The following is a 23,787-nucleotide window of genomic DNA, read 5'->3' as shown; positions in this document are numbered from 1 at the left end:
CGCGATTGCCCAGTCGCTGGGCCTGCAACCGGGAAACGGAGGGGAGAAACGACTTAATCCCCTCCGTCCCCTTTTACGGTTCTACCTTGCGCGGGAAGGACTGCTCGCGCATCGCGGCGTTGTAGGCGAACGAGGCGACGATGGCTGCGGCCTGCTTCAGGTCTTCCGGTTCGGCGTGGTCCCAGGTGTCCAGGTGACTGTGGTGGACATTGGTGAAGTAGTCCAGCCGGTCCTGGATGAACTGGAAGCCCGGCAGGCCGATGCGGTCGAAGCTGATGTGGTCGGTGCTGCCGGTGTTGCGGGTGGCCACGGTGGTGGCGCCGACGTCATGGAACGGGGCCAGCCAGGCTTCGAAGATCGGCATCGCCGCCAGGTTTTCCTGTGCATAGATGCCACGGAAGCGGCCAGAGCCGTTGTCCATGTTGAAGTAGACCTGGAACTTGCCGTAGTCGCGGGTCTTCTGCAGCGCGCCGGTCGGCTCGCGCAGCGAGGCTGGCAGCGCCTTCTGCGCCGGGTCGGTGGGTTCCGGGAAACGGCCGAAGTGCTTGGCCACATAGGCCTGCGAGCCGATCAGGCCCTGCTCCTCGCCGCTCCACAGCGCCACCCGGATGGTGCGCTTGGGCTTGGCGCCGGTGGCCTTGAGGATGCGCATCGCTTCCATCATCACCGCCACGCCGGCCGCGTTGTCGGCCGCACCGGTACCACTGTGCCAGGAATCCAGGTGCGCGCCGATCATCACCACTTCATCGGGCCTGCTGCTGCCACGGATCTCGGCCAGCGTGTTGTAACCCGGCTGGTCGGCCTCGTCGGTGAAGCGCGCGGCCACATCCACGCGCAGGCGCACGGTCTGCTTGGCCTCCAGCGCGCGCACCAGCGGATTGAAGTGTTCGCTGATCATCGCCAGTTCGGGGATGCCCACCGATTCACCGGCCTTGCGCGAGCCGCCACCGGCAACGCGGATGATGCCGTTGTCCCAGCTGCTGATGCTGATCGAGGCCAGCGCGCCTTCTTCCACGAAGAACGCATTGACCTTGGTCGCCAGCTGCTGGCGTTCCTGGTATTCCTTGACCCGCTTGGCACGCTCGGCGGTGGCGTCCTTGTCCTTGGGCAGGGTGAACTCCTGCAGGCCCTCCAGCGAGGTGGCGTCGTGGCGGTGCGAATCCGCCTCGGTGCCGCGCTTGTATTCGCGCGCCTCGCCGAGCAGCAGGATCTTGCCGCGCAGCGTGCCGCGATACTTCTCGATGTCTTCGGGCTTCTTGATCTCGACCTGCACCAGTTCGCCTTCAACCGGTCCCTTGGTGCCCGGCGTCCACGCCTTCGGCAGTGCATGCAGCGGCTGCACGCGGTCACCCAGCATCTCCACGCTGGCCGAGGTGAACTCCCAGCCACGGCCGAAGTCATCGAAGGCTTCGTCGTGGACGTTGTCCAGCTTCCATTCGTTGAACTTGCCGCGGGTCCACGCATTGGCGCGGCCCATCGCCGGCGAGTTGGTCAGTCGCGGGCCGATGCGTTCGGTGAGGTAGCTGAAGGTGTCCATCACCTGCGAACGGTGGAAGGCCTCCTGGCGGATGCGGCTGACCATGTCCAGGTCCACCGGCTCGCGCTGCTGCGCGCCTGCATTACCACCCATCGCCAGCGCTGCGGCCAGCATGCCCCACTTCAACACATCGCACCCCTGCCCTTCGGCTCGATCATCAACCCATCGAGTCTAGCCAGCAGGGGCGCGCCGATACCGTCCCATCGGTCATGGACAGCGCGGAAGCGTGCGAACCAAGGTTCGCACCCACAGGAGAGGTGGTTGGTTCGCAGCCACAGGAGAGTGGTTGGTTCGCACCTGCCACGCCACCTCATCCACTCCATCCCAGCCACAACTGCGCCCGTTCCGGCAGCAGCAGCAACCAGTGCCGCCGGTCGATGCTGCTGCAGCCGTACACCGACGCATGCGCGGGCCAGTCATCGGGCAGGCCGCCGATGCCGATTTCGGCCAGCGCCTCCGCCCCGGCCTTCCATGGCCGGTAGCGCGGCACCCGGCCAGCCAGCGCGCCGCGTCCCTGCCGCGCGTCCTGCAGCCAGCCCAGCCCCTTGCCCTGCAGTCCCTCGCAGGTCGCCGCCGCCAGCTGGAAGCGGACCAGGCCGGGGGCGATCCGTGCCCCCGGCAGGGCCGCCAGCACGCCATGTGCCTGCAGCAGCGCATCCACTTCCAGCAGGGCCGGAATGCCCTGCCGTGCCCGTTGCCGCAATCCCTGGCGCCAGCTCATGGCGTGCTCCTTACTTCAGTTCCGCGCCAAGCGCGTACCAGTCCACCCGGCGGGTCACCCACATCGCCAGCGCCAGGATCACGAACAGCAGCAGTGAACCCATCAGCAGCGCGTTGTTCTCCGACACCAGCAGGCCATACAGCGCGCCATACAACACGGTCAGCAGCGCAGCGAAGCCGAGGCCGCGCTTCCAGTGGCCCAGCACGTTGGCCAGGTACACCGCCTGCAGGCCGATACAGGCCACCGCCGAGACCAGATAGGCCTTCCAGAACGCGATGTGCTCGGACAGGCTGATCAGCAGCAGGAAGAAGATCGCCAGCGCCAGGCCCACCATGAGGTACTGCAGCGGGTGGATGCGCAGCGACCTGATCAGCTCGAACAGGATGAAGCCGACGAAGGTGAGCAGCACGAACAGCACGCCGTATTTCGAGGCACGGTCGGCCTGGGTGTAGGCATCGACCGGATCAACCAGCGACACCGTCACCGCCTGCGACTCGACCGCACCATCATTGCGCAGCTGTCGCTGTGCATCGGAGGCCAGCGAAGACACCGCCCAGCGCGCATCGAAGCCCTGTGCGTCGACGCGACGCTCGTTGGGCAGGAACGCACCGCTGAATGACGGATGCGGCCAGCTCGAACGCAGTGCGATCTTGGTGTCATCGCCCACCGGCACCACCGACAGCATGCGGCTGCCATCCAGGCGCAGCTCGAGTTCGACGGTGCTGGCAGCCAGCGTGCCGCCATGGTCTTCGGCGAATCCGGCCACCGGTGCATGCAGACCGCGGCCCACCTCGCTGGCCGCACCAACCCCCGGCAGCAGGCGCAGCTGCTTGCCATCCACGCGCAGGTTCGGCGTACCGACCAGGCCACGCACATCGGAAATGCCCACCGCCACATACGGCTGGCCGTAGCTGCGGCCGGCCTTCACCGGATAGTCGTCTGCAGCGAACGTCGCCTTCATCTGGCCGTTCCAGCTGTATACCGGCACCTTGAACAGGCCGACCTCACGCTGGCTCGGCAGCATCTCGCCGCCCACCTCCAGCGACGCTGGCATCTGCAGCCAGTGCCCCTCGGTGACCTGCACCTCGGTCTTCTTGACGCCCAGCGGGTCGACCAGTTCAACCTGCTTGCGTTCCACCCACGGCACCACCCGCACCGGGCCCACCAGCTGCTGTGCACCGGCGCGGCTGTCGGCCACCCGCGAGAAGGCCTCGTCGCGGTACGCGCTGCGTTCGTTGATGACCCCGCGGATCATGGTCAGCGGCACCAGCAGCAGCAGGATCAGCCCGCCGACAATGGCGAACCGCAGCAGCATCTTCAGGGATTTCATGGTCCATCCTCGTTGGAGAGGGCTGCAGGATGGACCGCCGCGGTGAGCAGGGTTTGTGGCGAATTTGAAGCGAGTGTGAAGTCAGCGGCGCGGGCGCTGGCCTGGCACACCCAAAGGCAGCCACAGGCTGGCCACGGTGCCGCCGCCCTCGCGGATATCCACGCTGGCGCGCCCATCATGCAGGCGCGCGACCTCCTGCACGAACGGCAGGCCCAGGCCGGAGCTGCGCCGCCCGCTGCCGGGGCGGGCCAGCGAATAGAAGCGCTCGAACACCCGCTCACGCGCGTAGTCGGGAATGCCGGCGCCACGGTCGGCCACCTGCAGGCGCACGCCCTGCCCGTCCACCTCTGCCTGCAGCGCGATCTCCGCGCCGGCCGGCGAGAAGGCAATCGCGTTGTCGATCAGGTTGTGCAGTGCCTGCCGCAGCAGGTAGGCGTCGCCCTGCACCCGCAGGTCGGGCACGCTGCCGATGCGGACCTGCACGCCGGCCGCCTGCGCGCGCACCTGCGCGGCCGCCGCCGCATCGGCCAGCAATGCCGGCAGCGCGATCGGGTCACGCGTCTGCAGCCAGCCGTGCTGTTCCACTTCGGCCAGCGCCAGCAGCTTGTCGATGGTCTCGGTCAGCCGCTCCTGCTGGTCGACGATGCTGCGGGCGAAATGCACGCGATCGGCCTCCGGCAATGGCTCCTGCAGCAGTTCGGCGGCACCGCGGATCGCCGCCAGCGGGCTCTTCATCTCGTGCGTCAGCGACTGCACGTACTGCTCGACGTAGGCCTTGCCTTCGAGCTTCTGGCGCATCGTTTCCAGCGCCTGGCCGAGATCGCCGATCTCGTCGCGGCGGCGCCGTGGTGGTGGCACCGGTTCGCCCGCGCTGACCGCGCGTGCATAGCGGCTGAGCTGGCCGAGGCCGGTGGTCAGCCACATCGTCACCAGCACGCCAACCAGCGCCGACAGCCCGATCAGCCACGCACCGCGCTCGATGATGGCGCGCTGGCTGGCAGCGATGAACGGATCAATGCTGCGGTTCGGCTGGGCCAGGCTGAGCACGCCGATCAGGGTGCGGCCGTCGGCCGGGTCGTACACCGGCGCCGCCACATGCATCACCGTATCGCCTTCCTCGCCCGGAATCTCGGGGCTGGAACGCGCGCCGTACTCACCGCGCAGGGTGCGGTAGACATCATTCCAGCGCGAGTTGTCGCGGCCGAGATCACGGCCCAGCGAATCGTAGATGACGATGCCCTTGGCGTCGGTGATGGTCACCCGGTAATCCAGCGAGCGCTTGGGGAAACGCCAGACCATCGCCTTCAGGTCGCGCTGCCGTGCCTTGGCCAGGTTGCGGGTGAAGCTGCCGCTGCGGATGGTGCCGTCCTTGACGTCGGCGGCGGCCATCTCGGCCAGCACGTTGGCCGCGTCAACCAGGGTCGATTCCATCGCCTGGCGCACACCCGGCTTCACTTCGTTGACGAACACGCGCATCACGAAGAAGGCCGCGATGCCGGTGATCAGGAAGAAGCCGAGGAACAGCTTCAGCACCAGGCGCATCGGCTAGACCTCCAGCGCGTAGCCGAGGCCACGGTGGGTGCGGATAGGATCGTCGCTGGCCCCCGCCGCTCGCAGCTTGGCGCGCAGCGTCTTTACATGGGTGTCGACGGTGCGGTCGGCACTGTCGGCACTGCTGTCCCAGCCCCGGTCCATCAACTGCGCGCGGCTGAGGATGGCACCCGGGCGCTGCAGCAATGCTTCCAACAGTGCGTACTCGTATCGGGTCAGGTCCAGCGCCTGTCCGCGGAAGCGGATGCGCCGGCCTTCGCGGTCGATGGCGAACGCGCCATGTTCCTGCCAGCCCGCATCGGCGCTGGGCGCTGCGACGACCGGCGCCGCACGGCGCAGGCGTGCACGCACCCGTGCGACCAGCTCGCGCGGCGAGAACGGCTTGGTCATGTAGTCGTCGGCGCCCAGCTCCAGGCCGAGCACGCGGTCCACTTCGTCGTTGCGCGCGGTCAGGAAGATCACCGGCAGCTGCGCCGCCGGCCCCGGCTGTGCACGCAGCCGCCGGCAGACCTCGAAGCCGCCGAGATCGGGCAGGCCCACGTCCAGCACCAGCACATCGATATCGCCGGCCTGCAGCCGCTGCAGGGCCTCACCGCCCAACAGGCAGTGACTGGCGGCATAGCCCTCGCTGCGCAGCGCATAGAGCACGGTTTCGGCGATGGCGGCTTCGTCCTCGACCACCAGGACATGGGCAACAGGAGCTGTCATGGCGCGCAGCATAGCCGCTGCGGCCGCCGCCCCGTACACTGCCGCCCATGAACTATCGCCACGCCTTCCATGCCGGCAACCACGCCGATGTGCTCAAGCACATCGTGCAGCTGGCCCTGATCGACAGCTTCAAGCGCAAGGACAGCCCGTTCTTCGTGCTCGACACCCACGGCGGTGCCGGCCGCTACCTGCTGGCCAGCGAAGAGAGCCGCAAGACCCTGGAGGCCGAGTCCGGGATCATGCGCTTGATGGCCCAGCCCAAGCTGCCCGAGGTGGTCGAGCGCTACCTGAAGGCGGTGCAGGCCGACAATCCGGTCGGCGCGCTGACCAACTACCCCGGCTCGCCGCTGTTGAGCGCGCAGGCGATGCGTGCGCAGGACCGCATGGCGGTCTGTGAGCTGCAGGAAGCCGAAACGGCCACGCTGAAAGCCCTGTTCGCCCATGACAGCCGCGTCGACGTGCGGGCGGGCGATGGCTATGCGCTGCTGCGTTCGCTGCTGCCGCCGAAGTTCAACGGCAGCAAGATCGGCCGTGGCCTGGTGCTGATCGACCCGCCCTACGAGGCCCAGGACGCCGAATACCAGGCGGTCCTGGCCGCGCTGGGCGAGACCCTGGCGCGCTGGCCGCAGGCCACGTGTGCCGTCTGGTTCCCGATCAAGCAGCGCCGCACCATCCTGCATTTCCTGCGCAAGGCCACCGCCCTGCCGGTGAAATCGGCGATGACGATCGAGTTCCTGGTGCGCCCGGACGACTCACCGCTGCGCCTCAACGGCAGCGGCATGCTGCTGCTCAACCCGCCCTGGCAGTTCGACCGGGTGGTCGGCCCGGCCCTGCCGGCGCTGCGCCAGCACCTGGGTGAACCCGGGGCCAGCACCCGCCTGGATTGGCTCAAAGCACCCGAATAACGGCCTTCACGAGGCTGTACCGCCGTGAGCCTTTCGTTCACGGAATGCAGCCCCGGTGATGCCACAATCGATGGACCACCAAGGAATCACCCGGTATGGCCACTCGCAACCGCATGCCGCCCTGGCATGAGATCTTCAAGGCTCCCAGCGGCCACGAGCTGCTGATCCGCCCCATCCGCCCGGAAGATGGCGCACCGCTGCAAGCGGCGTTCAGCCTGTTCGGGCCGGAAGAAATCCGTGATCGTTTCCTGCAGGCGGTGACCGAGCTGTCGCCGGAAACCACCCAGCGCCTGACCCACCCGAATCCCAAGACCGAGATCACCCTGGTCGCTGCCGAATCCCTGCCCGCCGGTGAGGCGGTGGTCGGCGCGGTCGCCCGGGCCTCGATCATCCCCGGTACCCGTGAAGCCGAGTACGCGATCCTGATCAGCCGCTTCCTCATTGGCCAGGGCCTGGGCCGGCAGCTGATGCGCAAGCTGGTGAAGTGGGGCCGCGGCAAGTACCTGGACCGTCTGTACGGCGACGTTGCCGCCGAGAACGAGCCGATGAAGCAGCTGGCCGCCTCGCTGGGCTTCAAGCCGGTGCCGCACCCGACCGGTGCCGAAGGCCTGGTGCGGATGGTGCTGGAGCTGGACAACTGACGGATGCGCCGGGCTCTGCCCGGCGATGCCTCCCGGTAGTGCCGGCCGCTGGCCGGCATTGCGCTACCCCAACGGCACATGAGGCGGCCGGCCAGCGGCCGGCACGACTCACCGGGCTTCGATCGGGCTTCTGCTAAAATCCGGGGTCCATGTCGCGTACCTCATACCCCGCCCCGCCGCTGCCGCGCGCCGGCCAGCTCCGCGCCTGGTGGCGCGCCCCCGCATCGCCGACCGCCCTGGCCTGGTATCTGGCCCAGGCCGCGCGTGCGCACGACGCCCCGCTGCTGGTGATCGCCCGTGACAACCACGGTGCCAACCAGCTCGAAGCCGACCTGCAGACCCTGCTCGGCGGCGATCCGGCCCTGCCGGTGGTGGCCTTCCCGGACTGGGAAACCCTGCCCTACGACCGCTTCAGCCCGCATCCGGACATCATTTCGCAGCGCCTGTCCGCCCTGCACCGCCTGCCCACGCTGAAGCGCGGCCTGGTGATCGTGCCGGTGCAGACCCTGCTGCAGCAGCTGGCCCCGCGCAGCTACGTGATCGGTGGCAGTTTCGACCTGAAGGTCGGCCAGCGCCTGGACCTGGAAGCCGAGAAGCGCCGTCTGGAAAGCGCCGGCTACCGCAACGTGCCGCAGGTGATGGACCCGGGCGATTTCGCCGTGCGTGGTGGCCTGCTCGACGTGTTCCCGATGGGCGCCGACGAGCCGCTGCGGGTGGAACTGCTGGACGAGGACATTGATTCGATTCGTGCGTTCGACCCGGAAAGCCAGCGCTCGCTGGACAAGGTCGAGTCGGTGCACATGCTGCCCGGCCGCGAAGTGCCGATGGACGATGCCAGCATCGCCCGCGTGCTGGCCACGCTGCGCGAACGCTTCGATGTCGATACCCGGCGCAGCGCGCTGTACCAGGATCTGAAGTCCGGGCTGGCCCCGGCCGGCGTCGAGTACTACCTGCCGCTGTTCTTCGAACGCACCGCGACCCTGTTCGACTACCTGCCCGACGGCAGCCTGCCGGTGGTCTGCGCCGGGGCCGGCGAAGCCGCCGAGGCGTTCTGGGCGCAGACCGGCGAGCGCTATGAACAGCGCCGCCACGATGTGGAACGGCCGCTGCTGCCGCCGTCGGCGCTGTACCTGTCGCCGGAGCTGCTGCGCGAGCGTCTGAACGATGCCCCGCGCATCGAAGTGTGGTCGGCTGACCACGCGCGCATCGCCGATGCCCATGCGTTGGGCGACCAGCCGCTGCCGCCGCTGCCGGTGGCCGCGCGCGAGGCCCCCGCTGGCGACGCGCTGAAATCCTTCCTCGGCCATTATCCGGGCCGGGTGCTGATTGCCGCCGATTCGCCCGGGCGTCGCGAGGCGCTGCTGGAAGTGTTGCAGGCCGCCGAGCTGAAGCCGCCGGTGGTGGCCGACCTGCCCAGCTTCCTCGCCGACGATGCGCGCTTCGCGATCGCGGTGGCGCCGCTGGAGGATGGCTTCGCACTGGACGATCCGCGCATCGCGGTGCTGACCGAGCGCCAGCTGTTCCCCGAGCGCGCCGGCAGCACCCGCCGCACGCGCCGTGCCGGCCGCGAGCCGGAAGCGATCATCCGCGACCTCGGTGAACTGACCGAGGGTGCGCCGATCGTGCACGAGGACCATGGCGTCGGTCGCTACCGCGGCCTGATTGCGATGGACGTCGGCGGCATGCCCGGCGAGTTCCTGGAAATCGAATATGCCAAGGGCGACCGCCTGTATGTGCCGGTCGCCCAGCTGCACCTGATCAGCCGCTACTCCGGTGCGTCGGCGGAAACCGCGCCGCTGCATTCGCTGGGCGGCGAACAGTGGAGCAAGGCCAAGCGCAAGGCCGCTGAGAAGGTGCGCGACGTGGCTGCAGAGCTGCTGGAGATCCAGGCCCGCCGTCAGGCCCGTGCTGGCCTGGCGCTGCAGGTAGACCGCGCGATGTACGAACCGTTCGCGGCCGGTTTCCCGTTCGAGGAAACCCCGGACCAGCTGGCCGCGATCGACGCCACCCTGCGCGACCTGGCCAGCAGCCAGCCGATGGACCGCGTGGTCTGCGGCGACGTAGGCTTCGGCAAGACCGAGGTGGCGGTGCGTGCGGCATTCGCCGCCGCCAGTGCCGGCAAGCAGGTGGCCGTGCTGGTGCCGACCACGCTGCTGGCCGAACAGCATTACCGCAACTTCCGCGATCGCTTCGCCGATTACCCGCTGAAGGTCGAGGTGCTGTCGCGCTTCAAGACCACCAAGGAAATCAAGGCCGAGCTGGAAAAGGTCGCCGCCGGCACCATCGACGTCATCGTCGGTACCCATCGCCTGCTGCAGCCGGACGTGAAGTTCAAGGACCTGGGCATGGTCATCGTCGACGAGGAACAGCGCTTCGGCGTGCGCCAGAAGGAAGCGCTGAAGGCGCTGCGCGCCAACGTGCACCTGCTGACCCTGACCGCCACGCCGATCCCGCGCACGCTGAACATGGCCATGGCCGGCCTGCGCGACCTGTCGATCATCGCCACGCCGCCGCCGAACCGGCTGGCGGTGCAGACCTTCATCACCCAGTGGGACAATGCGCTGCTGCGCGAAGCCTTCCAGCGCGAGCTGGCGCGTGGTGGCCAGCTGTACTTCCTGCACAACGACGTGGAAAGCATCGGCCGCATGCAGCGCGAGCTGTCCGAGCTGGTGCCGGAGGCGCGCATCGGCATCGCCCACGGGCAGATGCCGGAGCGCGAGCTGGAAAAGGTGATGCTTGATTTCCAGAAGCAGCGCTTCAACGTACTGCTGTCGACCACGATCATCGAATCGGGCATCGACATCCCCAACGCCAATACCATCATCATCAACCGCGCCGATCGCTTCGGCCTGGCCCAGCTGCACCAGCTGCGTGGCCGCGTCGGTCGTTCGCACCACCGCGCCTACGCCTACCTGGTGGCGCCCGACCGCCGCTCGATCACCCCGGATGCGGAAAAGCGCCTGGAAGCGATCGCGTCGATGGACGAGCTCGGTGCCGGCTTCACCCTGGCCACGCACGATCTGGAAATCCGCGGTGCCGGTGAACTGCTGGGCGAGGACCAGAGCGGGCAGATGGCCGAGGTCGGCTTCAGCCTCTACACCGAGCTGCTGGAGCGCGCGGTGCGCAGCATCAAGCAGGGCAAACTGCCCGACCTGGATGCCGGCGAGGAAGTGCGCGGTGCCGAGGTCGAGCTGCATGTGCCGGCGCTGATTCCGGAAGACTACCTGCCGGACGTGCACACCCGCCTGACCCTGTACAAGCGCATTTCCAGCGCGCGCGACAGTGATGCGCTGCGCGAACTGCAGGTGGAGATGATCGACCGCTTCGGCCTGCTGCCGGATGCGGCCAAGCACCTGTTCGCCATCGCCGAGCTGAAGCTGAAGGCCAATACGCTGGGCATCCGCAAGCTGGACCTGGGCGAGAACGGTGGCCGCATCGTGTTCGAGTCCAAGCCGAACATCGACCCGATGGCGGTGATCCAGCTGATCCAGAAACAACCCAATCTCTACGCCATGGAAGGGCCTGACAAGCTGCGCATCAAGCACCCGCTGCCGTTGCCGGAAGACCGCTTCAATGCGGCCCGCGCCCTTCTGACCACCCTCGCCCCGGGTTGATCGCCCCCCCGAACACCCCGCACCGGTCCCCACCCGGTGCGGGCGGATGACCATGTTTCCTGACGCCGTACCCGCCCCCGACCTGCTGCACGCGCAGGCCTGCCTGATCGATGCCCTCTCGATGTCGCTGCAGATGCGCGACGCCTACACCCGCCACCACTGCGACCGCGTCGGACTGCTCGCGCAGCGCCTGGCCACGCACTGCGATCTCGATGACGATGCCTGCTCGCAGATCGGCCTGGCCGCGCGCTTCCATGACATCGGCAAGATCGGCATCCCCGACGATGTACTGCTGACACCGCGTCGGCATACCGACGAGGAACGCGCGATCATGCGCGAGCATCCGGTGCGCGGCGAACACATCTTCCTGGCCACCGGCCGCAGCGATGCAGCACCGGTCGCGCGACTGATCCGCGCCCATCACGAAGCCTTCGATGGCAGCGGCTATCCCGACGGCCTGCGTGGCGAGAGCATTCCGCTGGGCTCACGCATCGTCACCGTTGCTGATGCCTACGATGCCATGACCAGCGTGCGCCCCTACCGCGCAGCGATGGAACGCGAGACCGCGTTGCGCATCATCGACGAGCAGTCCGGCGGCCTGATCGATCCCTATGTGCTGCAGCGCTTCCATCGCATGCTGGCGCAGGAGCCTGCGCTGGCCTGAGATCCGCCGGGCACGTCCCGGCGCCTCCGAGCGGACAGACGAAAGGCCCGGCGTTCGCCGGGCCTTTCGCTTCACGCATCACGGATGATCGATTACCAGATCACTACGCGCTTGTCGTCGGCACGCACCATCGCGTCGCCGGCCTTGCACTGGAACGCAGCGGCATACGACGGCATGTTCGACGGCGCACCGTTGGCACGGAAGTTGGCCGGCGCGTGCGGGTCGGTGTTCAAGCGGACGCGCAGCTCACCGTCGGTGAAGTTGCGGCGCCACACGGTGGCCCAGTTCATGAAGAAGCGCTGGTCCTGGCTGTGACCATCGACTTCGACATTCGCCTTCGGATCTTCCTTCAGCGCCATCTGCAGCGCGTCGTAGGCCACGGTCAGGCCGCCCAGGTCGCCGATGTTCTCACCCAGGGTCAGCTTGCCCTTCACGAACACGCCTGGCACCGATTCATAGCCATCGAACTGCGCGACCAGCTGGTCGGTACGTTCGGTGAAGGCCTTGCGGTCGGCGTCGGTCCACCAGTTGTCGAAGTTGCCGTTGGCGGCAAACTGGCTGCCCGAGTCATCGTAGCCGTGCATCATCTCGTGGCCGATGACCGCACCGATGCCGCCGTAGTTCAGCGCCGGATCGGCCTTGGCGTCGAAGAACGGCGCCTGCAGGATCGCCGCCGGGAACACGATCTCGTTCTTGGTGGCGTTGTAGTACGCGTTGACGGTCTGCGGGGTCATGCCCCACTCGGTCTTGTCCACCGGCTTGCCGATCTTGTCCAGCATGTAGCGGTAATTGAACGCACGTGCCGCCTGCATGTTGCCCAGGTAGCTGTCACCGTTGGTCTGCAGGCCGGTCCACTCGCGCCACTTGTCCGGGTAACCGATCTTCGGGGTGAAGCTGGCCCACTTTTCCAGCGCCTTCTTCTTGGTTTCTTCGCCCATCCACGGCAGCTGCTCCAGGCGCGCCTTCAGCGCCACCGAGAGGTTCTCCACCAGGTGCTGCATGGCCACCTTGGATTCGGCCGGGAACACGGCGTCAACGTACAGCTGGCCCAGGGCTTCACCCATGCCACCGTTGACCGACTCCAGCACGCGCTTCCAGCGCGGCTGCATTTCCTGCTGGCCGCGCAGGGTCTTGCCATAGAACTCGAAGTTGGCCTTCTCGAACTGGCTGCTCAGGTACGGCGAGGCGTCGTCGATGGTGTGGAAGCGCAGGTAGGCCTGCCAGGTGCTGGCCGGCACATCGGCGAGCATCTTGTCCATTTCACCGAAGAAGCCCGGCTGCGCCAGCGAGAACTTCTGCGCGGCCGGCACCTTCAGGGTGTCGAACAGCGCGGTCCAGCTGAAGTTCGGGGTCAGCTTATCGGCGTCAGCCGCGCTGAGCGGGTTGTAGCGCTTGGCCGGGTCACGCATTTCGATGCGCGACATCGAGGCCTTGGCCAGACGGGTTTCGAAGGCCATCACGGCCTTGGCCTGCTCGGCAGCCTGCGCCGCGTCCACGCCGGACAGCGTCAGCACCTGCGCGATGTAGGCCACGTAGGCGTCGCGGATCTTGGCCTGCGCGTCATCGAAGTAGTAGCCCTTCTCCGGCAGGCCCAGGCCGCCCTGGCCGACATAGGCGATGACGTTGGCCGAATCCTTGTAGTCGGCATTGGCGAACAGCGAGAACAGCACGCCCTTGCCCTCGGCCTGGCTGTCGCGCAGGTACTGGGTGATGGCGGCGGTATCGTTCAGCGCGGTGATCTTGTCCAGCTGCGGCTGCAGCGGCGCCAGGCCGGCGGCTTCGATCTTGGCTTCATCGTTGCCGGTCTTCCAGATGTCGCCGATCTTGGCTTCCACCGAGCCGGCCTTGGCCTGGCTGGCCGCGGCCTGCTGCACCAGTGCGTGCTGCACTTCCAACGAGCGCTCGCGCAGGATCTCGAAGCTGCCCCAGGTGGTCTGGTCGCCCGGCACCGGGTTGGCCTTCAGCCACTTGCTGTTGACGAAGCCATTGAGGTCGGTACAGGCCGAAATGGCCGGATCCAGGTCGGCGCTGTTGAGCGAGATCAGCGGCGTCTTGATCTGCGACAGGTCGAAGGCCGGCTTGGCGTCGGCGCTGGCCGCCGGCGCGGTTTCATTCTTGCCACAGGCCGCCAGCGAGGCAGCGATGGCGATGGTCAGGCCCAGCGGGACCAGGTTGCGGACGTTCATGAGGCTCTCCTGCGGGTAATTTCACAGGGTAGCCGGGGAGGCCTGCGGTGGGACCGGCCAAAGGTCACAGGACGCGCTTATGTAGAGTCGAGCCATGCTCGACTGCTCTCCGTTCCGGGTTTATTGTCCTTGCGGCAAGAGGCCAACAGCAGTCGAGCATGGCTCGACTCTACAAAAAGCGAAGGCCGGCTTGCGCCGGCCTTCTGTTTTATTTCGCCTTGCCCTGGTTGGCCACGGCTTCAGCGGCCTTGCGCGCTGCTTCCGGGTCGCCCAGGTAGCGGAACGACTTCACCGTCAGGTCGTCGTTCAGTTCGAACAGCAGCGGGATGCCGGTCGGGATGTTCAGCTCGAGGATTTCCTCGCGCGAGACGTTGTTGAGGTACTTGTACAGCGCGCGCAGCGAATTGCCGTGGGCGGTGACCAGCACGGTCTTGCCGTCCTTCAGCTGCGGCGCGATGGCGTCGTGCCAGTACGGCAGCACGCGGTCCAGCGTGGTGGCCAGCGATTCGGTGCCCGGCAGCGCGTTGCGGTCCAGGCCAGCGTAGCGGCGGTCATGGATCGGGTGGCCCGGATCCTCCAGGTCCATGGCCGGCGGCGGGATATCGTACGAACGACGCCACACCTTGACCTGGTCCTCGCCGTGCTTGGCGGCGGTCTCGGCCTTGTCCAGGCCCTGCAGGCCGCCGTAATGGCGTTCGTTGAGGCGCCAGGACTTGTTCACCGGCAGCCAGTCCTGTTCCAGCTCGGCCAGTGCACCCTGCAGGGTGTGGATGGCGCGCTTGAGCACGGAAGTGTGGGCGACGTCGAACTGCAGGCCTTCCTCGCGCATCAGGCGACCCGCAGCGGCCGCTTCCCGGCGCCCCTGCTCGGTCAGGTCGACATCGACCCAGCCGGTGAAGCGGTTGTCCAGGTTCCACTGGCTCTGGCCATGGCGCAACAGTACGAGTTTACGGGTCACTGCAGGGTCTCCAACGCGAGGAAAGGCAGGCCGCCATTGTAGCCCCGGGCGCCGCTCACCGGGCCGTGGCACCGCGCATGCGATGCTGTGACCAATGAATACGGTGATCGACCCCGGGCGCTGGGAAGGCAGCGTCGCCGCTGCACGCGCGCAGCAGCTCCAGCTGGCCGGCCGCGTGGAGCGCCAGGACCGCCTGCCACGCAACGTGCGCTGGCTGGCCGGGCTGGATGTCGGCTTCGAGGACGATGGCGCCATCACCCGCGCCGCGGCGGTACTGCTGGACGCAGAGACGCTGCAGCCCGTGGCGCAGGAGATCGCGCGCATCCCCACTGTGATGCCCTATATCCCCGGCCTGCTCAGCTTCCGCGAGCTGCCGGCACTGCTGGCCGCGCTGGCGCTGCTGCCGCGCACGCCGGACCTGGTGTTCGTCGATGGCCATGGCATCAGCCACCCGCGCCGGCTGGGGGTGGCCGCTCACCTCGGTGTGGTCACCGACCTGCCAAGCATCGGCGTCGCCAAGTCGAAACTGGTGGGCCGGTTCGTCGAACCGGGTGCCGAGGCCGGTGCGCATACGCCGCTGCTGGACGGCGATGAGCAACTGGGTTGGGTGCTGCGCAGCAAGATTCGCTGCAAGCCGCTGTTCGTGGCCGGTGGCCATCGGGTCAGTGCGGATACCGCGCTGGACTGGGTGCAGCGCACGCTGCGCGGTTACCGGCTGCCGGAGCCGACGCGGCTGGCAGACCGGCTGGCCTCGCGACGGGACGAATGACCGCACCGGGCATCACCCGGCGCGGTCGCCATCCTCGATCAGCGATGCACGTGGCCGCGATGGCCCTGCGCGTCCTCGCCGTGGTCATGGCCTTCATGGCCCTCGTGCTCGCCGGCCTTGGCCGGCGCCGGCTCACCACAGGCTTCGCCGCAGTGGTCCGCTTCGATCTGCAGTGTCACGTGCTCGATGCCGAAGTCATCGTGCAGGCGCCCGCCCAGATCACGACGCAGCGCATCGGCATCGGTGCCGTCGCGCATCACGATGTGCGCGGTCAGCGCCGGGGTGCTGGAGGCCAGCGCCCACACATGCAGGTCATGCACGTCCAGTACCGCAGCGTGGCCGGACAGGCTGTCGCGCACCTTGGCCACGTCCATGCCCTTGGGCACGCCTTCCAGCAGCACGTTGATCGCTTCGCGCATCAGCACATAGGTGCGCGGCAGTACCCACAGGCCGATCAGCACCGCCAGGATCGGGTCGATCGGCTTCCAGCCGGTCCACTTGATCAACAGCGCGCCAGCAATCACGGCCACCGAGCCGAGCATGTCTGCCCACACTTCCAGGTAGGCACCCTTCACGTTGAGGCTCTCGCCGCTGCCGGCCTGCAGCAGGCGCATCGAGATCAGGTTGATGACCAGGCCCGCCGCGGCAATCACCAGCATGCCCGACGAGGCAATCTCCTGCGGCTCGCGGAAACGTCCAATGGCCTCCCACAGGATATAGCCGGCGACCACGAACAGCATCGCGCCATTGATCATCGCGCCCAGCGCTTCCAGGCGTGCATAGCCGTAGGTGCGGCGCGCGTCCGGCGGGCGCCGGCTCAGCCGCACCGCGACCAGCGCGATCATCAGCGCTAAAGCGTCGGTAGCCATGTGCGCCGCGTCGGACAGCAGCGCCAGGCTGTTGGTCCAGAACGCGCCTACCACTTCGACGACGAGGAAGGTGGAGGTCAGGCCGAGCGCCCACCACAAGGGTTTCTCGTGGCGGATCTCGGATGGCAGGTGATCGTGGTCGTGGCCCATGGCAACAGCTCCTTTGCGATGGGAGGCAGGCTACGCCGGAGGGCGTTGGGAAACTATCACGGTGTTTATAACATTGCAGGCCACGCGGTCCCTCACCGGGCATGGCCCGGCGCTACCGGAGCGCGGCCGGCAACGCCAGGCCACGCCTGGCGGACGCAGCGGACCGACGTCCGCCTGCGGTCAGAACCCGAAGCGCAGGCTGGCCCAGTACGCGCGGCCCGGCTCGTTGTAGGTCGCCGCGCCGGCATCGCTGCTGTTGGCCTCGCGGAACAGGCGCTTGTCGGCCAGGTTGTTGACGCCGAAACCGAAGCTGACCGTCTCGGTCACCTTGTAGCGCGCGCTCACGCCCCAGATGTTGTACGCACCACGGTCCTGCAGCGCGATCGACGGATCGCAGGTGCCGGTGCAGCGCGGATCATTGTTGATGTTGGTGGTGGCCGGCTTCTGCTTGCCGTAGAAGGTGCCGGTCAGCAGCACCGACAGCTTGTCGGTGGCCTGCCAGTCCAGCATCGTGTTGACGGTGTACTTCGGAATCACCGACAGCGGCTGGCCGGTGCTCTTGTTCTCGTTCTCCACCATGTAGGTGAAGTTGTTGCTCCACTTCAGGCGGTTGCCCTGCTCGCCCAGCAGCGGGACCACCAGGTTGCCTTCCAGCCCCTGCACGATCGCCTTGGGTGCGTTCTCCCAGCGGAAGATGCGACCCTTGGTGTCGGCGGTCAGCCCGATCTGGTTGTACCCGGCCTGGATCTTGTCCTTGTAGTCGTTGTGGAAGTAGGTCAACGACGCTTGCCAGCCGCTCTGCGGTGCCCACTCGATACCCAGTTCCTTGTTCAGGCTGGTTTCCGCCTTCAGGTCCGAGTTGCCGCGCATGTAGCAGCCGGCGCCCAGGCTCGGCAGTGCATTCGGGCAACCATTGCCCCGGGTGTAGTACAGGTAGTCCGGATTCGACTGGTACAGGTTCGGCGCCTTGAATGCACGGGCGATACCGCCCTTCACCACCCAGTCGCTGTTGATGCGGAACTGCGCGTTGAGGCTGGGGCTGGTGTTGTTGCCGAACTGGCTGTGGTGGTCGAAGCGCAGGCCCGGGGTGACGATCCAGCGCTCGCCCAGGTAGATGTTGTCTTCCACGAACACGGCGGTGGTCTGCGCGTCGGACTTGCCGCGTGCGCGATCGGCCGACAGCCCCGGGATGCCGCCGCCGCTGCTGCTGGACTGGCTCATCGAGTACGGGTCGGTCAGGCGGCTGTCCAGGTATTCAAAGCCCAGCGTCCAGATGTTCTCGGCACCACCCAGCGTGGTCGGGAAACTGACTTCGCCGTCCAGCTGGTAGTTGCGCAGGCGCGAGGTCGACCAGTCGGTGCCGTTGAAGCTGCCCTCCGGGCCACCGGCCAGGCCTTCGTTGATGCGTGAGTTGTTCACCGCCTCCACTGCAGCCGTTACCCGCGAGGTCACGTCGCCCCAGCGGCCACGATGGGTGATCGCGCCGGTGTTGCGGTACATGCGGTTGGTCTCCGCCTTGTCGTCGGCCAGGGCGGCCAGATCGATCCCGGTCGACGTGCCGGTGGTGCTGACCGCGCGGTCGCCGGCGTAGATGTTGCCCTGGCGGCTGGTGCCGGCTTCGAATTCGACCACCTGATCGGCTGTCACGTCCCAGCGCAGCAGCGCGTTGACATCGCGGTTCTTGACGCCCTCACGACCGGCCGGCGGCACCGCGTTGGGAGTGGTAGCGTACTGGCGGTTGAGCTCCAGCGAGTCCGCGTCGGTCTTGTTGAGATTGCCGTACAGGCGGAACGACAACGTGTCGGTCATCGGACCGCTCAGCTGCAGGCCAACGCGCTCGCTGCCGCCTTCGGCGCTGTGCTCGGGCACCAGGCCATACAGGTCGACCGCGCCGGTCAGGTCGCCGGTCGGGCGCTTGGTGATGATGTTGACCACGCCACCGGAAGCACCCGAGCCATAACGTGCCGCTGCAGGGCCACGCAGCACTTCGATGCGCTCGATCATTTCCGCCGGCACCCAGTTGGTATCGCCGCGGGTATTGCGCTCACCGCTGCGGCCCATGCGCACGGCATCACGCGCACCGATGCGCTTGCCGTCGACCAGGATCAGGGTGTTTTCCGGGCCCATGCCACGCAGATCGATCTGGCGGTTGTTGCCGTACTGGCCCGAGGCACTGTTGCCGGTCAGGTTGACGCCGGGCATGGTCCGCAGCAGCTCGGCGATGTCGTTGGCCGGCGGGCGCCTGGCGATGTCCTCTGCGGTGATGGTCGAGGTACCCAGGGCCTGGCGCGCGATCTGCGAGGCGGTGACGTGCACCGTGTCGATATCGGTGGCGTCGGTTTCGGCGTGGGCGGTCAGAGCGCTGCCGGCCAGCAGGGCGGCAACGGCAAGCGCCAGCGGGCGCGGCGAAAGGACAACGGCAGGGGACATGATCAGGACCTTCTGGCAGGGCTACGGGGCCTCTGGCAAAGGGCTTGAGGCAACGACGAGGGGGAGGCGGAGCAGTCCTGCAGCAGGCACCTGCAGCCCGTTCCGTGCGCGCATTCTCCCATCAATGCGATTGATTCTCAAATGCGTTCACTCATTGCCGCAGCGGCGCCGATGTGGTTTGCGCACCGTGCAACCCTGCACCGCGCGTAAACTGGCCGGCTAACCCGCCATCAACCGTATGCCGCCGCGGCCGATACCCGTGGTTTGCCGTACGCAGTCAGAGATCGACGTGGAACCACCCCAATTGGACGATGCCAGCCAGCCGCTGGCCGAGGCCTGGCAGCAGTGTCTGCTGCAGGCCGGCCCTGCCGCCACCGCGCTGCTGCGCGCCGCTGCCATCGATGCCCCGCCCGCGCTGGCCCAGCGCTTCTATGAAGTGCTGCTGCAGGATGGGCGGGCACGCCGCTTCCTGTCCCACGAGCAGGTCAAGCTGCGCCTGCAACCGGCCATGCAACGCTGGCTGGTGCAACTGTTGACCACCGATGCCGCCGGTATCGTCACCACCGTCGCCTCACAGCGGGTGATCGGCGATGTCCACGCCCGGGTCGGCATTCCTGTCGACCTGGTCACCCGTGGCGCACGCGTGCTCAAGCACGAACTGTTCGTGCGCCTGCGCGACGATGCGCCGGACAGCGACACCGCATTCGCCGCCATCGACTGCCTCAGCGCGATCATGGACATCGCCATGGAAGGCATGACCCTGGCCTACACCCATGCGCGCGAACGCTCGACCCGAGCCGATGCGGCCTACCGCCTGTTCTCGCTGGTGCAGAACGTCAGCACCGAACGCGAGCGCCAGCGCGCATTGCTGCTGGACTGGGAAAACGCCCTGCTCTACGCGTTGGCCGGCCATGTGCAGGGCAGTGACAGCGCCAGCCTCGCCACCTCGGAATTCGGCCTGTGGTTCACCCACAAGGGCATCCCCAGCTTCGGCGAAAGCAGCGAGACCCAACAGGTCGGCCAGCTGATGGCGCGCATCGATGGCAACCTGCAGCGCGCAGACAGCGATGCTGCACAGCGCCTGGCGGTGTTGCCCGCCATCCGTGACGACCTGGCTGCCATCCGGACCCTGATGACCCTGCTGTTCGAACGCATCGGCGAACTCGACGCCGGCAGCGATGCCTTGACCAACCTGCTCAACCGCCGATTCCTGCCAACAGTGCTGCGTCGCGAGATCGAGCTGGCCACGCGCAACCAGACGCCCTTTTCGCTGCTGCTGCTCGACCTGGATCATTTCAAGGCGATCAACGATGGCCATGGCCACGATGCCGGCGACCGCGCGTTGCAGCACGTCGCCGGCCTGCTCGGCCAGCTCACGCGCGGCAGCGACTACCTGTTCCGCTATGGCGGCGAAGAGTTCGTGGTGGTGCTGGTCGCCGCCAGCGAATCGCAGGCACAGGTCATCGCCGAAAGCCTGCGCAGGCAGATCGCGCAGTCGCCGGTGGCACTGGCCAACGGCCAGGTGCTGGCACTGACCGCCAGCATCGGCGTGGCCGGCCACGATGGCCATCCGGACTACGAGCGGCTGATGGCACGTGCCGACGCCGCGATGTACGAGGCCAAGCGCAGCGGCCGCAACCGCGTGGTGGTGGCCAGTGCGGACCTGCAGGAAGCCCCGGGGCGGCGCGCACTGCAGCGATGACGGCAGGACAGGTAGAGTCGACCGCTGGTCGACTATCGCGCGCAGCGCGGGATTTTTCGCACGTTGGGTAAAGAGCAGTCGACTGACAGTCGACTCTACCGACAACCGGCACTACCGATGCGAGCGCCAGCCGCTGCTTTCACCGCCGCCACCCGCCACGCGGCCCACCACAGCAGCGCCAGCAACGCGATGCCTGCACCCAGCAGGCACACGGCAGGCCAGCCATGCCGGGCCTGCATCCAGGGTCCGGCAACCGCACCGGAACCACTGCCCACCGCATAGAACAGCATGTACAGCGCCACCAGACGCCCATGCTGTTCTGCCGGTGCACGCAGCAGCAGCGCCTGGTTCGATACGTGCAGTGCCTGCCCACCGAGGTCGAGCACGATCACGCCCAACAGCAGCAACGACAGCGACTGCGGCAGGCCCAGCAGCGGCCACCACGCGGCCAGCATCAGCAGCAACGCGCCAAGACTGACCCGATCGGCGAAACCGCAGTCCATCCAGTGCCCGACCCGCGCCGCCATCAATGCGCCCACTACGCCGGCCAGGCCGAGCGCACCGATGGCCGCGGTGGACCACTGCAGCGGAGGCGCCGACAAGGGCAGCGGCGCCGCCGCCCAGAACACGTTGAGGCCAGCAAACAGCAGCAACGCCAGCGGCCCACGCTCGCGCAGACTGCGGTCCCGGCGCAGCATGCCCAGCATCGACCACAGCAGTTCGCGCCAGCGCGGTCGTACCACCGGTACCGGCACCGCCGGCAGGCGCCGCCACAACAGCACGGTCAAGGCCGTCATCACCGCTGCCGACAGCAGATAGACCGCCCGCCAGCCGATGGTGGCCGCGACCGCGCCCGATACCACGCGCGCCAGCAACAGGCCGATGAACACACCGCCCTGCACCACGCCCACCACGCGGCCGCGCTGCTCCGGCGGCGCCAGCGTGGCGGTATAGGCGATCAGCCCCTGGGTCAGCGCGGTGCCCAGCAGGCCGGCCAGCAGCATGCCCGACAACAGCCATGCCGCAGTCCGGGCAGCCGCCAGCCACAGCAGGCCCAGCACCAGCGCCATCAACTGCAGCCGCAGCAAACGTCGCCGGTCACCGCGATCAGCCAACGGCAGCAGGCCAAGCAATGCCAGCACGCTGCCGGCCTGGGTTGCCGCCAACACTGCGCCCGCCACGGCACGGTCCAGTGCGAAGGCCTGCGCCAGCCGATCCAGCAGCGGTTGCGCGTAATAGACGTTGGCAACGCTGGCACCGGCCGCGACCGCGAGCAGGGCCAGCAATGGGCGGGGAATCAATGGAGCATTCATTATGTAGTTGCAATTTGAAACTTGATGCAGGCTATCGCCATTGGTTTTAAACTGCAACCACATCCAGAGGCCCCAGCATGCACGCTAACAGTCCCTGCCCCGTCGCCCGCAGCGCCGACCTGCTCGGCGACCGATGGGCGTTGCTGGTCATCCGCGATGCGTTCGATGGCATCACCCGCTTTGGCGACTTCCAGCGCAGCCTCGGTGCGGCGCGCAACATCCTCAGTGATCGCCTGCGCAGGCTGGTCGAGGCAGGCATCCTGCAATTGCAGCCCGCCTCCGATGGCTCGGCCTACCAGGAATACGTGCTCACCCACGCCGGCCAGGAACTGTTTCCGCTGCTGGTCGCGCTGCGCCAATGGGGTGAACGCCATCGCTTCGAGGCCGGTGAAGCGCACTCCCAGCTGATCGAATCGAGCACACGGCGACCGTTGCCCTACATGCAGCCGTGCGGGCGCGACGGTCAGCCCCTGCAGGCCGCCGCGACCCGCGTGCGCAAGCTCAAGGACGACGGGCGCGGCGCCTGATCCGCCCATTCGCGCACACCACGATCCGGCCGCGCCGGTTAGCATCGGATGTTTCCGCCGCCGGACGCCGCCGATGCCGTGCTATCGCCCTTCCCTGATGACCGCCCTGCTGCTGCCGCTGCTGGCCTGCAGCGCCGGAGCCACGCAGGCCCGCGAGGTTGCCGCGCCCGCCGACCACGTCCAGGCCGATGGCCCCTATGTATTCCGCAAGGGCACGCAGTTGCAGGCCAAGTGGATCTGCGACGACAAGGTCGAGTCGCACACGCTCGCCACTCAGGCCGCAGGTACCGACATCGCCCCGCGCTGTGGCTACGAGCACACGGTGCATGTGGCTGCCCCGAATGCGCCTTCGGTTTCCGTGCTGCCGGCCGTGCCGCGCATCGTTGCGCTGTCCGACATCCATGGCCAGTACGGGCTGCTGGTGCGCCTGCTGCGCGCCCACCAGGTCATCGACGCACAGGACCGCTGGGCATTGGGCAAGGACACGCTGGTCATCGCCGGCGATGTGTTCGACCGCGGTCCGCAGGTGACCGAGGCCTTCTGGCTGCTGTACGGCCTGCAGCAGCAGGCCGCCGCCGCCGGTGGCGCAGTGCACTTCGTGCTCGGCAACCACGAAACCATGGTGCTGTACGACGACCTGCGCTACGTCAACCCGAAGTACCTGCGCAGCGCCCAGCTGCTCGGCCGCAGCTACCCGCAACTGTATGGCGCCGACTCGGTGATCGGGCAGTGGCTGCGCACCCGCCCGGTGCTGCTGCAGATCGGCGATACCCTGTTCCTGCACGGCGGCATCTCGCCCGAGGCAGTGCAGCTGGCGCTGGACCCGGCGCGCACCAACGCGGCCTACCAGGCATCGCTGGGCCTGCCCAAGGCCGAAGTGAAGGCCGACCCGGCCACCGCGCCGTTGTATGACGGCAAGACCAGCCCGATCTGGTACCGCGGCTACTTCGATGGGCGGCTCGACACGGCGGGGGTGCAGACCGTGCTCGACCGCCTGAAGCTCAAGCGCATCGTGGTCGGCCACACCTCGATGCCGCACGTCAGCAGCTTCCATGGCGACCGCGTGATCGCCATCGACAGCAGCATCAAGAATGGCGAGAACGGCGAACTGCTGTTCATCGAAGATGGCAGGCTCAGCCGTGGCCTGCTGGATGGCTCGCGGGTGCCATTGGCACAGGGCGAGCCCGGCCTGCAGGACTGAATGAAGGGACA

The 23,787-nt window shown here is 67.6% G+C and carries 18 protein-coding genes; 8 read left to right on the top strand and 10 right to left on the bottom strand.

Annotated features, from left to right (window positions below; translation table 11 throughout):
• Positions 1–73: 73 nt before the first annotated feature.
• The 5 genes from SriyCCGPB3_RS06245 to creB all read right to left on the bottom strand — a co-directional run bounded on the left by SriyCCGPB3_RS06245 (position 74) and on the right by creB (position 5,859).
• Positions 74–1,651, bottom strand: coding sequence for a M20/M25/M40 family metallo-hydrolase (locus tag SriyCCGPB3_RS06245; RefSeq protein ID WP_350259994.1), 1,578 nt, complete (start codon positions 1,649–1,651; stop codon positions 74–76).
• A 196-nt stretch (positions 1,652–1,847) separates the two neighbouring features.
• Positions 1,848–2,258 (bottom strand): hypothetical protein, encoded by a 411-nt coding sequence (locus tag SriyCCGPB3_RS06240; protein ID WP_350259993.1) that lies wholly within the window; start codon positions 2,256–2,258, stop codon positions 1,848–1,850.
• Between the two features lie 10 nt (positions 2,259–2,268).
• Entirely contained in the window at positions 2,269–3,588 is a 1,320-nt protein-coding gene (gene creD / locus SriyCCGPB3_RS06235; RefSeq protein ID WP_110711667.1) for a cell envelope integrity protein CreD, read from the bottom strand.
• Positions 3,589–3,669: 81 nt separating this feature from the next.
• Positions 3,670–5,130: a two-component system sensor histidine kinase CreC gene (creC, locus tag SriyCCGPB3_RS06230; protein ID WP_032130266.1), complete on the bottom strand. Its 1,461-nt coding sequence runs from the start codon at positions 5,128–5,130 to the stop codon at positions 3,670–3,672.
• A gap of 3 nt (positions 5,131–5,133) precedes the next feature.
• Positions 5,134–5,859 (bottom strand): two-component system response regulator CreB, encoded by a 726-nt coding sequence (creB, locus tag SriyCCGPB3_RS06225; protein ID WP_110711666.1) that lies wholly within the window; start codon positions 5,857–5,859, stop codon positions 5,134–5,136.
• Positions 5,860–5,894: 35 nt separating this feature from the next.
• On the opposite strand from creB, the gene SriyCCGPB3_RS06220 reads away from it, so the two are divergent.
• The 4 genes from SriyCCGPB3_RS06220 (at position 5,895) to SriyCCGPB3_RS06205 (ending at position 11,671) form a co-directional block, all read left to right on the top strand.
• Positions 5,895–6,752: a 23S rRNA (adenine(2030)-N(6))-methyltransferase RlmJ gene (locus SriyCCGPB3_RS06220; RefSeq protein WP_014036453.1), complete on the top strand. Its 858-nt coding sequence runs from the start codon at positions 5,895–5,897 to the stop codon at positions 6,750–6,752.
• 95 nt (positions 6,753–6,847) lie between these two features.
• Positions 6,848–7,393, top strand: coding sequence for a GNAT family N-acetyltransferase (locus SriyCCGPB3_RS06215; protein WP_004150340.1), 546 nt, complete (start codon positions 6,848–6,850; stop codon positions 7,391–7,393).
• 149 nt (positions 7,394–7,542) lie between these two features.
• Positions 7,543–11,007, top strand: coding sequence for a transcription-repair coupling factor (mfd, locus tag SriyCCGPB3_RS06210; RefSeq protein ID WP_153856866.1), 3,465 nt, complete (start codon positions 7,543–7,545; stop codon positions 11,005–11,007).
• A 46-nt stretch (positions 11,008–11,053) separates the two neighbouring features.
• Positions 11,054–11,671 carry an HD-GYP domain-containing protein gene (locus SriyCCGPB3_RS06205; protein ID WP_032127517.1) on the top strand — a complete coding sequence of 206 codons (618 nt, stop codon included), beginning with the start codon at positions 11,054–11,056 and terminating at the stop codon, positions 11,669–11,671.
• A 92-nt stretch (positions 11,672–11,763) separates the two neighbouring features.
• Here the strand turns inward: SriyCCGPB3_RS06205 and SriyCCGPB3_RS06200 are convergent, their stop codons facing one another.
• Positions 11,764–13,857, bottom strand: a complete 2,094-nt coding sequence (locus SriyCCGPB3_RS06200) for a M13 family metallopeptidase (protein WP_153856865.1) — start codon at positions 13,855–13,857, stop codon at positions 11,764–11,766.
• A 208-nt stretch (positions 13,858–14,065) separates the two neighbouring features.
• Entirely contained in the window at positions 14,066–14,815 is a 750-nt protein-coding gene (gpmA, locus tag SriyCCGPB3_RS06195) for a 2,3-diphosphoglycerate-dependent phosphoglycerate mutase (protein WP_004150217.1), read from the bottom strand.
• Between the two features lie 94 nt (positions 14,816–14,909).
• Between gpmA and nfi the strand changes: the two genes are divergently transcribed.
• Positions 14,910–15,584 carry a deoxyribonuclease V gene (gene nfi, locus SriyCCGPB3_RS06190; protein ID WP_153856864.1) on the top strand — a complete coding sequence of 225 codons (675 nt, stop codon included), beginning with the start codon at positions 14,910–14,912 and terminating at the stop codon, positions 15,582–15,584.
• Between the two features lie 38 nt (positions 15,585–15,622).
• Here nfi and SriyCCGPB3_RS06185 read toward each other — a convergent pair whose 3' ends face one another.
• Both SriyCCGPB3_RS06185 and SriyCCGPB3_RS06180 read right to left on the bottom strand, forming a co-directional pair.
• Positions 15,623–16,603, bottom strand: a complete 981-nt coding sequence (locus SriyCCGPB3_RS06185) for a cation diffusion facilitator family transporter (protein ID WP_107432646.1) — start codon at positions 16,601–16,603, stop codon at positions 15,623–15,625.
• 180 nt (positions 16,604–16,783) lie between these two features.
• Positions 16,784–19,033, bottom strand: a complete 2,250-nt coding sequence (locus SriyCCGPB3_RS06180; RefSeq protein ID WP_153856863.1) for a TonB-dependent siderophore receptor — start codon at positions 19,031–19,033, stop codon at positions 16,784–16,786.
• 289 nt (positions 19,034–19,322) lie between these two features.
• Between SriyCCGPB3_RS06180 and SriyCCGPB3_RS06175 the strand changes: the two genes are divergently transcribed.
• Positions 19,323–20,735, top strand: coding sequence for a GGDEF domain-containing protein (locus tag SriyCCGPB3_RS06175; RefSeq protein WP_350259992.1), 1,413 nt, complete (start codon positions 19,323–19,325; stop codon positions 20,733–20,735).
• A gap of 95 nt (positions 20,736–20,830) precedes the next feature.
• On the opposite strand, the gene SriyCCGPB3_RS06170 is transcribed toward SriyCCGPB3_RS06175, so the two are convergent.
• Entirely contained in the window at positions 20,831–22,048 is a 1,218-nt protein-coding gene (locus SriyCCGPB3_RS06170) for an MFS transporter (RefSeq protein ID WP_153856861.1), read from the bottom strand.
• Positions 22,049–22,125: 77 nt separating this feature from the next.
• Between SriyCCGPB3_RS06170 and SriyCCGPB3_RS06165 the strand changes: the two genes are divergently transcribed.
• Together SriyCCGPB3_RS06165 and SriyCCGPB3_RS06160 are read left to right on the top strand one after the other, a co-directional pair.
• The gene (locus SriyCCGPB3_RS06165; protein ID WP_110711659.1) at positions 22,126–22,575 is read left to right on the top strand and encodes a winged helix-turn-helix transcriptional regulator; all 450 of its coding nucleotides are present in this window, start codon (positions 22,126–22,128) and stop codon (positions 22,573–22,575) included.
• A 73-nt stretch (positions 22,576–22,648) separates the two neighbouring features.
• Entirely contained in the window at positions 22,649–23,776 is a 1,128-nt protein-coding gene (locus SriyCCGPB3_RS06160) for a metallophosphoesterase (RefSeq protein WP_153856860.1), read from the top strand.
• The last annotated feature ends 11 nt before the right edge of the window (positions 23,777–23,787 follow it).

The sequence above is a fragment of the Stenotrophomonas riyadhensis genome (assembly GCF_040256885.1).
In the GTDB taxonomy this organism is placed as follows: domain Bacteria; phylum Pseudomonadota; class Gammaproteobacteria; order Xanthomonadales; family Xanthomonadaceae; genus Stenotrophomonas; species Stenotrophomonas riyadhensis.
The sequence above is the reverse complement of the archived record's forward strand: the minus strand, read 5'-3'. Positions and strand labels throughout refer to the sequence as shown.

Excerpts from the sequence above, each read along its gene's own strand:
- SriyCCGPB3_RS06180 (WP_153856863.1), bottom strand. The coding sequence starts at position 19,033 with ATGTCCCCTGCCGTTGTCCTTTCGCCGCGCCCGCTGGCGCTTGCCGTT.
- SriyCCGPB3_RS06220 (WP_014036453.1), top strand. The coding sequence starts at position 5,895 with ATGAACTATCGCCACGCCTTCCATGCCGGCAACCACGCCGATGTGCTC.
- mfd (WP_153856866.1), top strand. The coding sequence starts at position 7,543 with ATGTCGCGTACCTCATACCCCGCCCCGCCGCTGCCGCGCGCCGGCCAG.
- SriyCCGPB3_RS06200 (WP_153856865.1), bottom strand. The coding sequence starts at position 13,857 with ATGAACGTCCGCAACCTGGTCCCGCTGGGCCTGACCATCGCCATCGCT.
- SriyCCGPB3_RS06215 (WP_004150340.1), top strand. The coding sequence starts at position 6,848 with ATGGCCACTCGCAACCGCATGCCGCCCTGGCATGAGATCTTCAAGGCT.
- SriyCCGPB3_RS06160 (WP_153856860.1), top strand. The coding sequence starts at position 22,649 with ATGCCGTGCTATCGCCCTTCCCTGATGACCGCCCTGCTGCTGCCGCTG.
- creB (WP_110711666.1), bottom strand. The coding sequence starts at position 5,859 with ATGCTGCGCGCCATGACAGCTCCTGTTGCCCATGTCCTGGTGGTCGAG.
- creC (WP_032130266.1), bottom strand. The coding sequence starts at position 5,130 with ATGCGCCTGGTGCTGAAGCTGTTCCTCGGCTTCTTCCTGATCACCGGC.
- SriyCCGPB3_RS06165 (WP_110711659.1), top strand. The coding sequence starts at position 22,126 with ATGCACGCTAACAGTCCCTGCCCCGTCGCCCGCAGCGCCGACCTGCTC.
- SriyCCGPB3_RS06170 (WP_153856861.1), bottom strand. The coding sequence starts at position 22,048 with ATGAATGCTCCATTGATTCCCCGCCCATTGCTGGCCCTGCTCGCGGTC.
- nfi (WP_153856864.1), top strand. The coding sequence starts at position 14,910 with ATGAATACGGTGATCGACCCCGGGCGCTGGGAAGGCAGCGTCGCCGCT.
- SriyCCGPB3_RS06185 (WP_107432646.1), bottom strand. The coding sequence starts at position 16,603 with ATGGGCCACGACCACGATCACCTGCCATCCGAGATCCGCCACGAGAAA.
- SriyCCGPB3_RS06240 (WP_350259993.1), bottom strand. The coding sequence starts at position 2,258 with ATGAGCTGGCGCCAGGGATTGCGGCAACGGGCACGGCAGGGCATTCCG.
- SriyCCGPB3_RS06205 (WP_032127517.1), top strand. The coding sequence starts at position 11,054 with ATGACCATGTTTCCTGACGCCGTACCCGCCCCCGACCTGCTGCACGCG.
- SriyCCGPB3_RS06245 (WP_350259994.1), bottom strand. The coding sequence starts at position 1,651 with ATGCTGGCCGCAGCGCTGGCGATGGGTGGTAATGCAGGCGCGCAGCAG.
- creD (WP_110711667.1), bottom strand. The coding sequence starts at position 3,588 with ATGAAATCCCTGAAGATGCTGCTGCGGTTCGCCATTGTCGGCGGGCTG.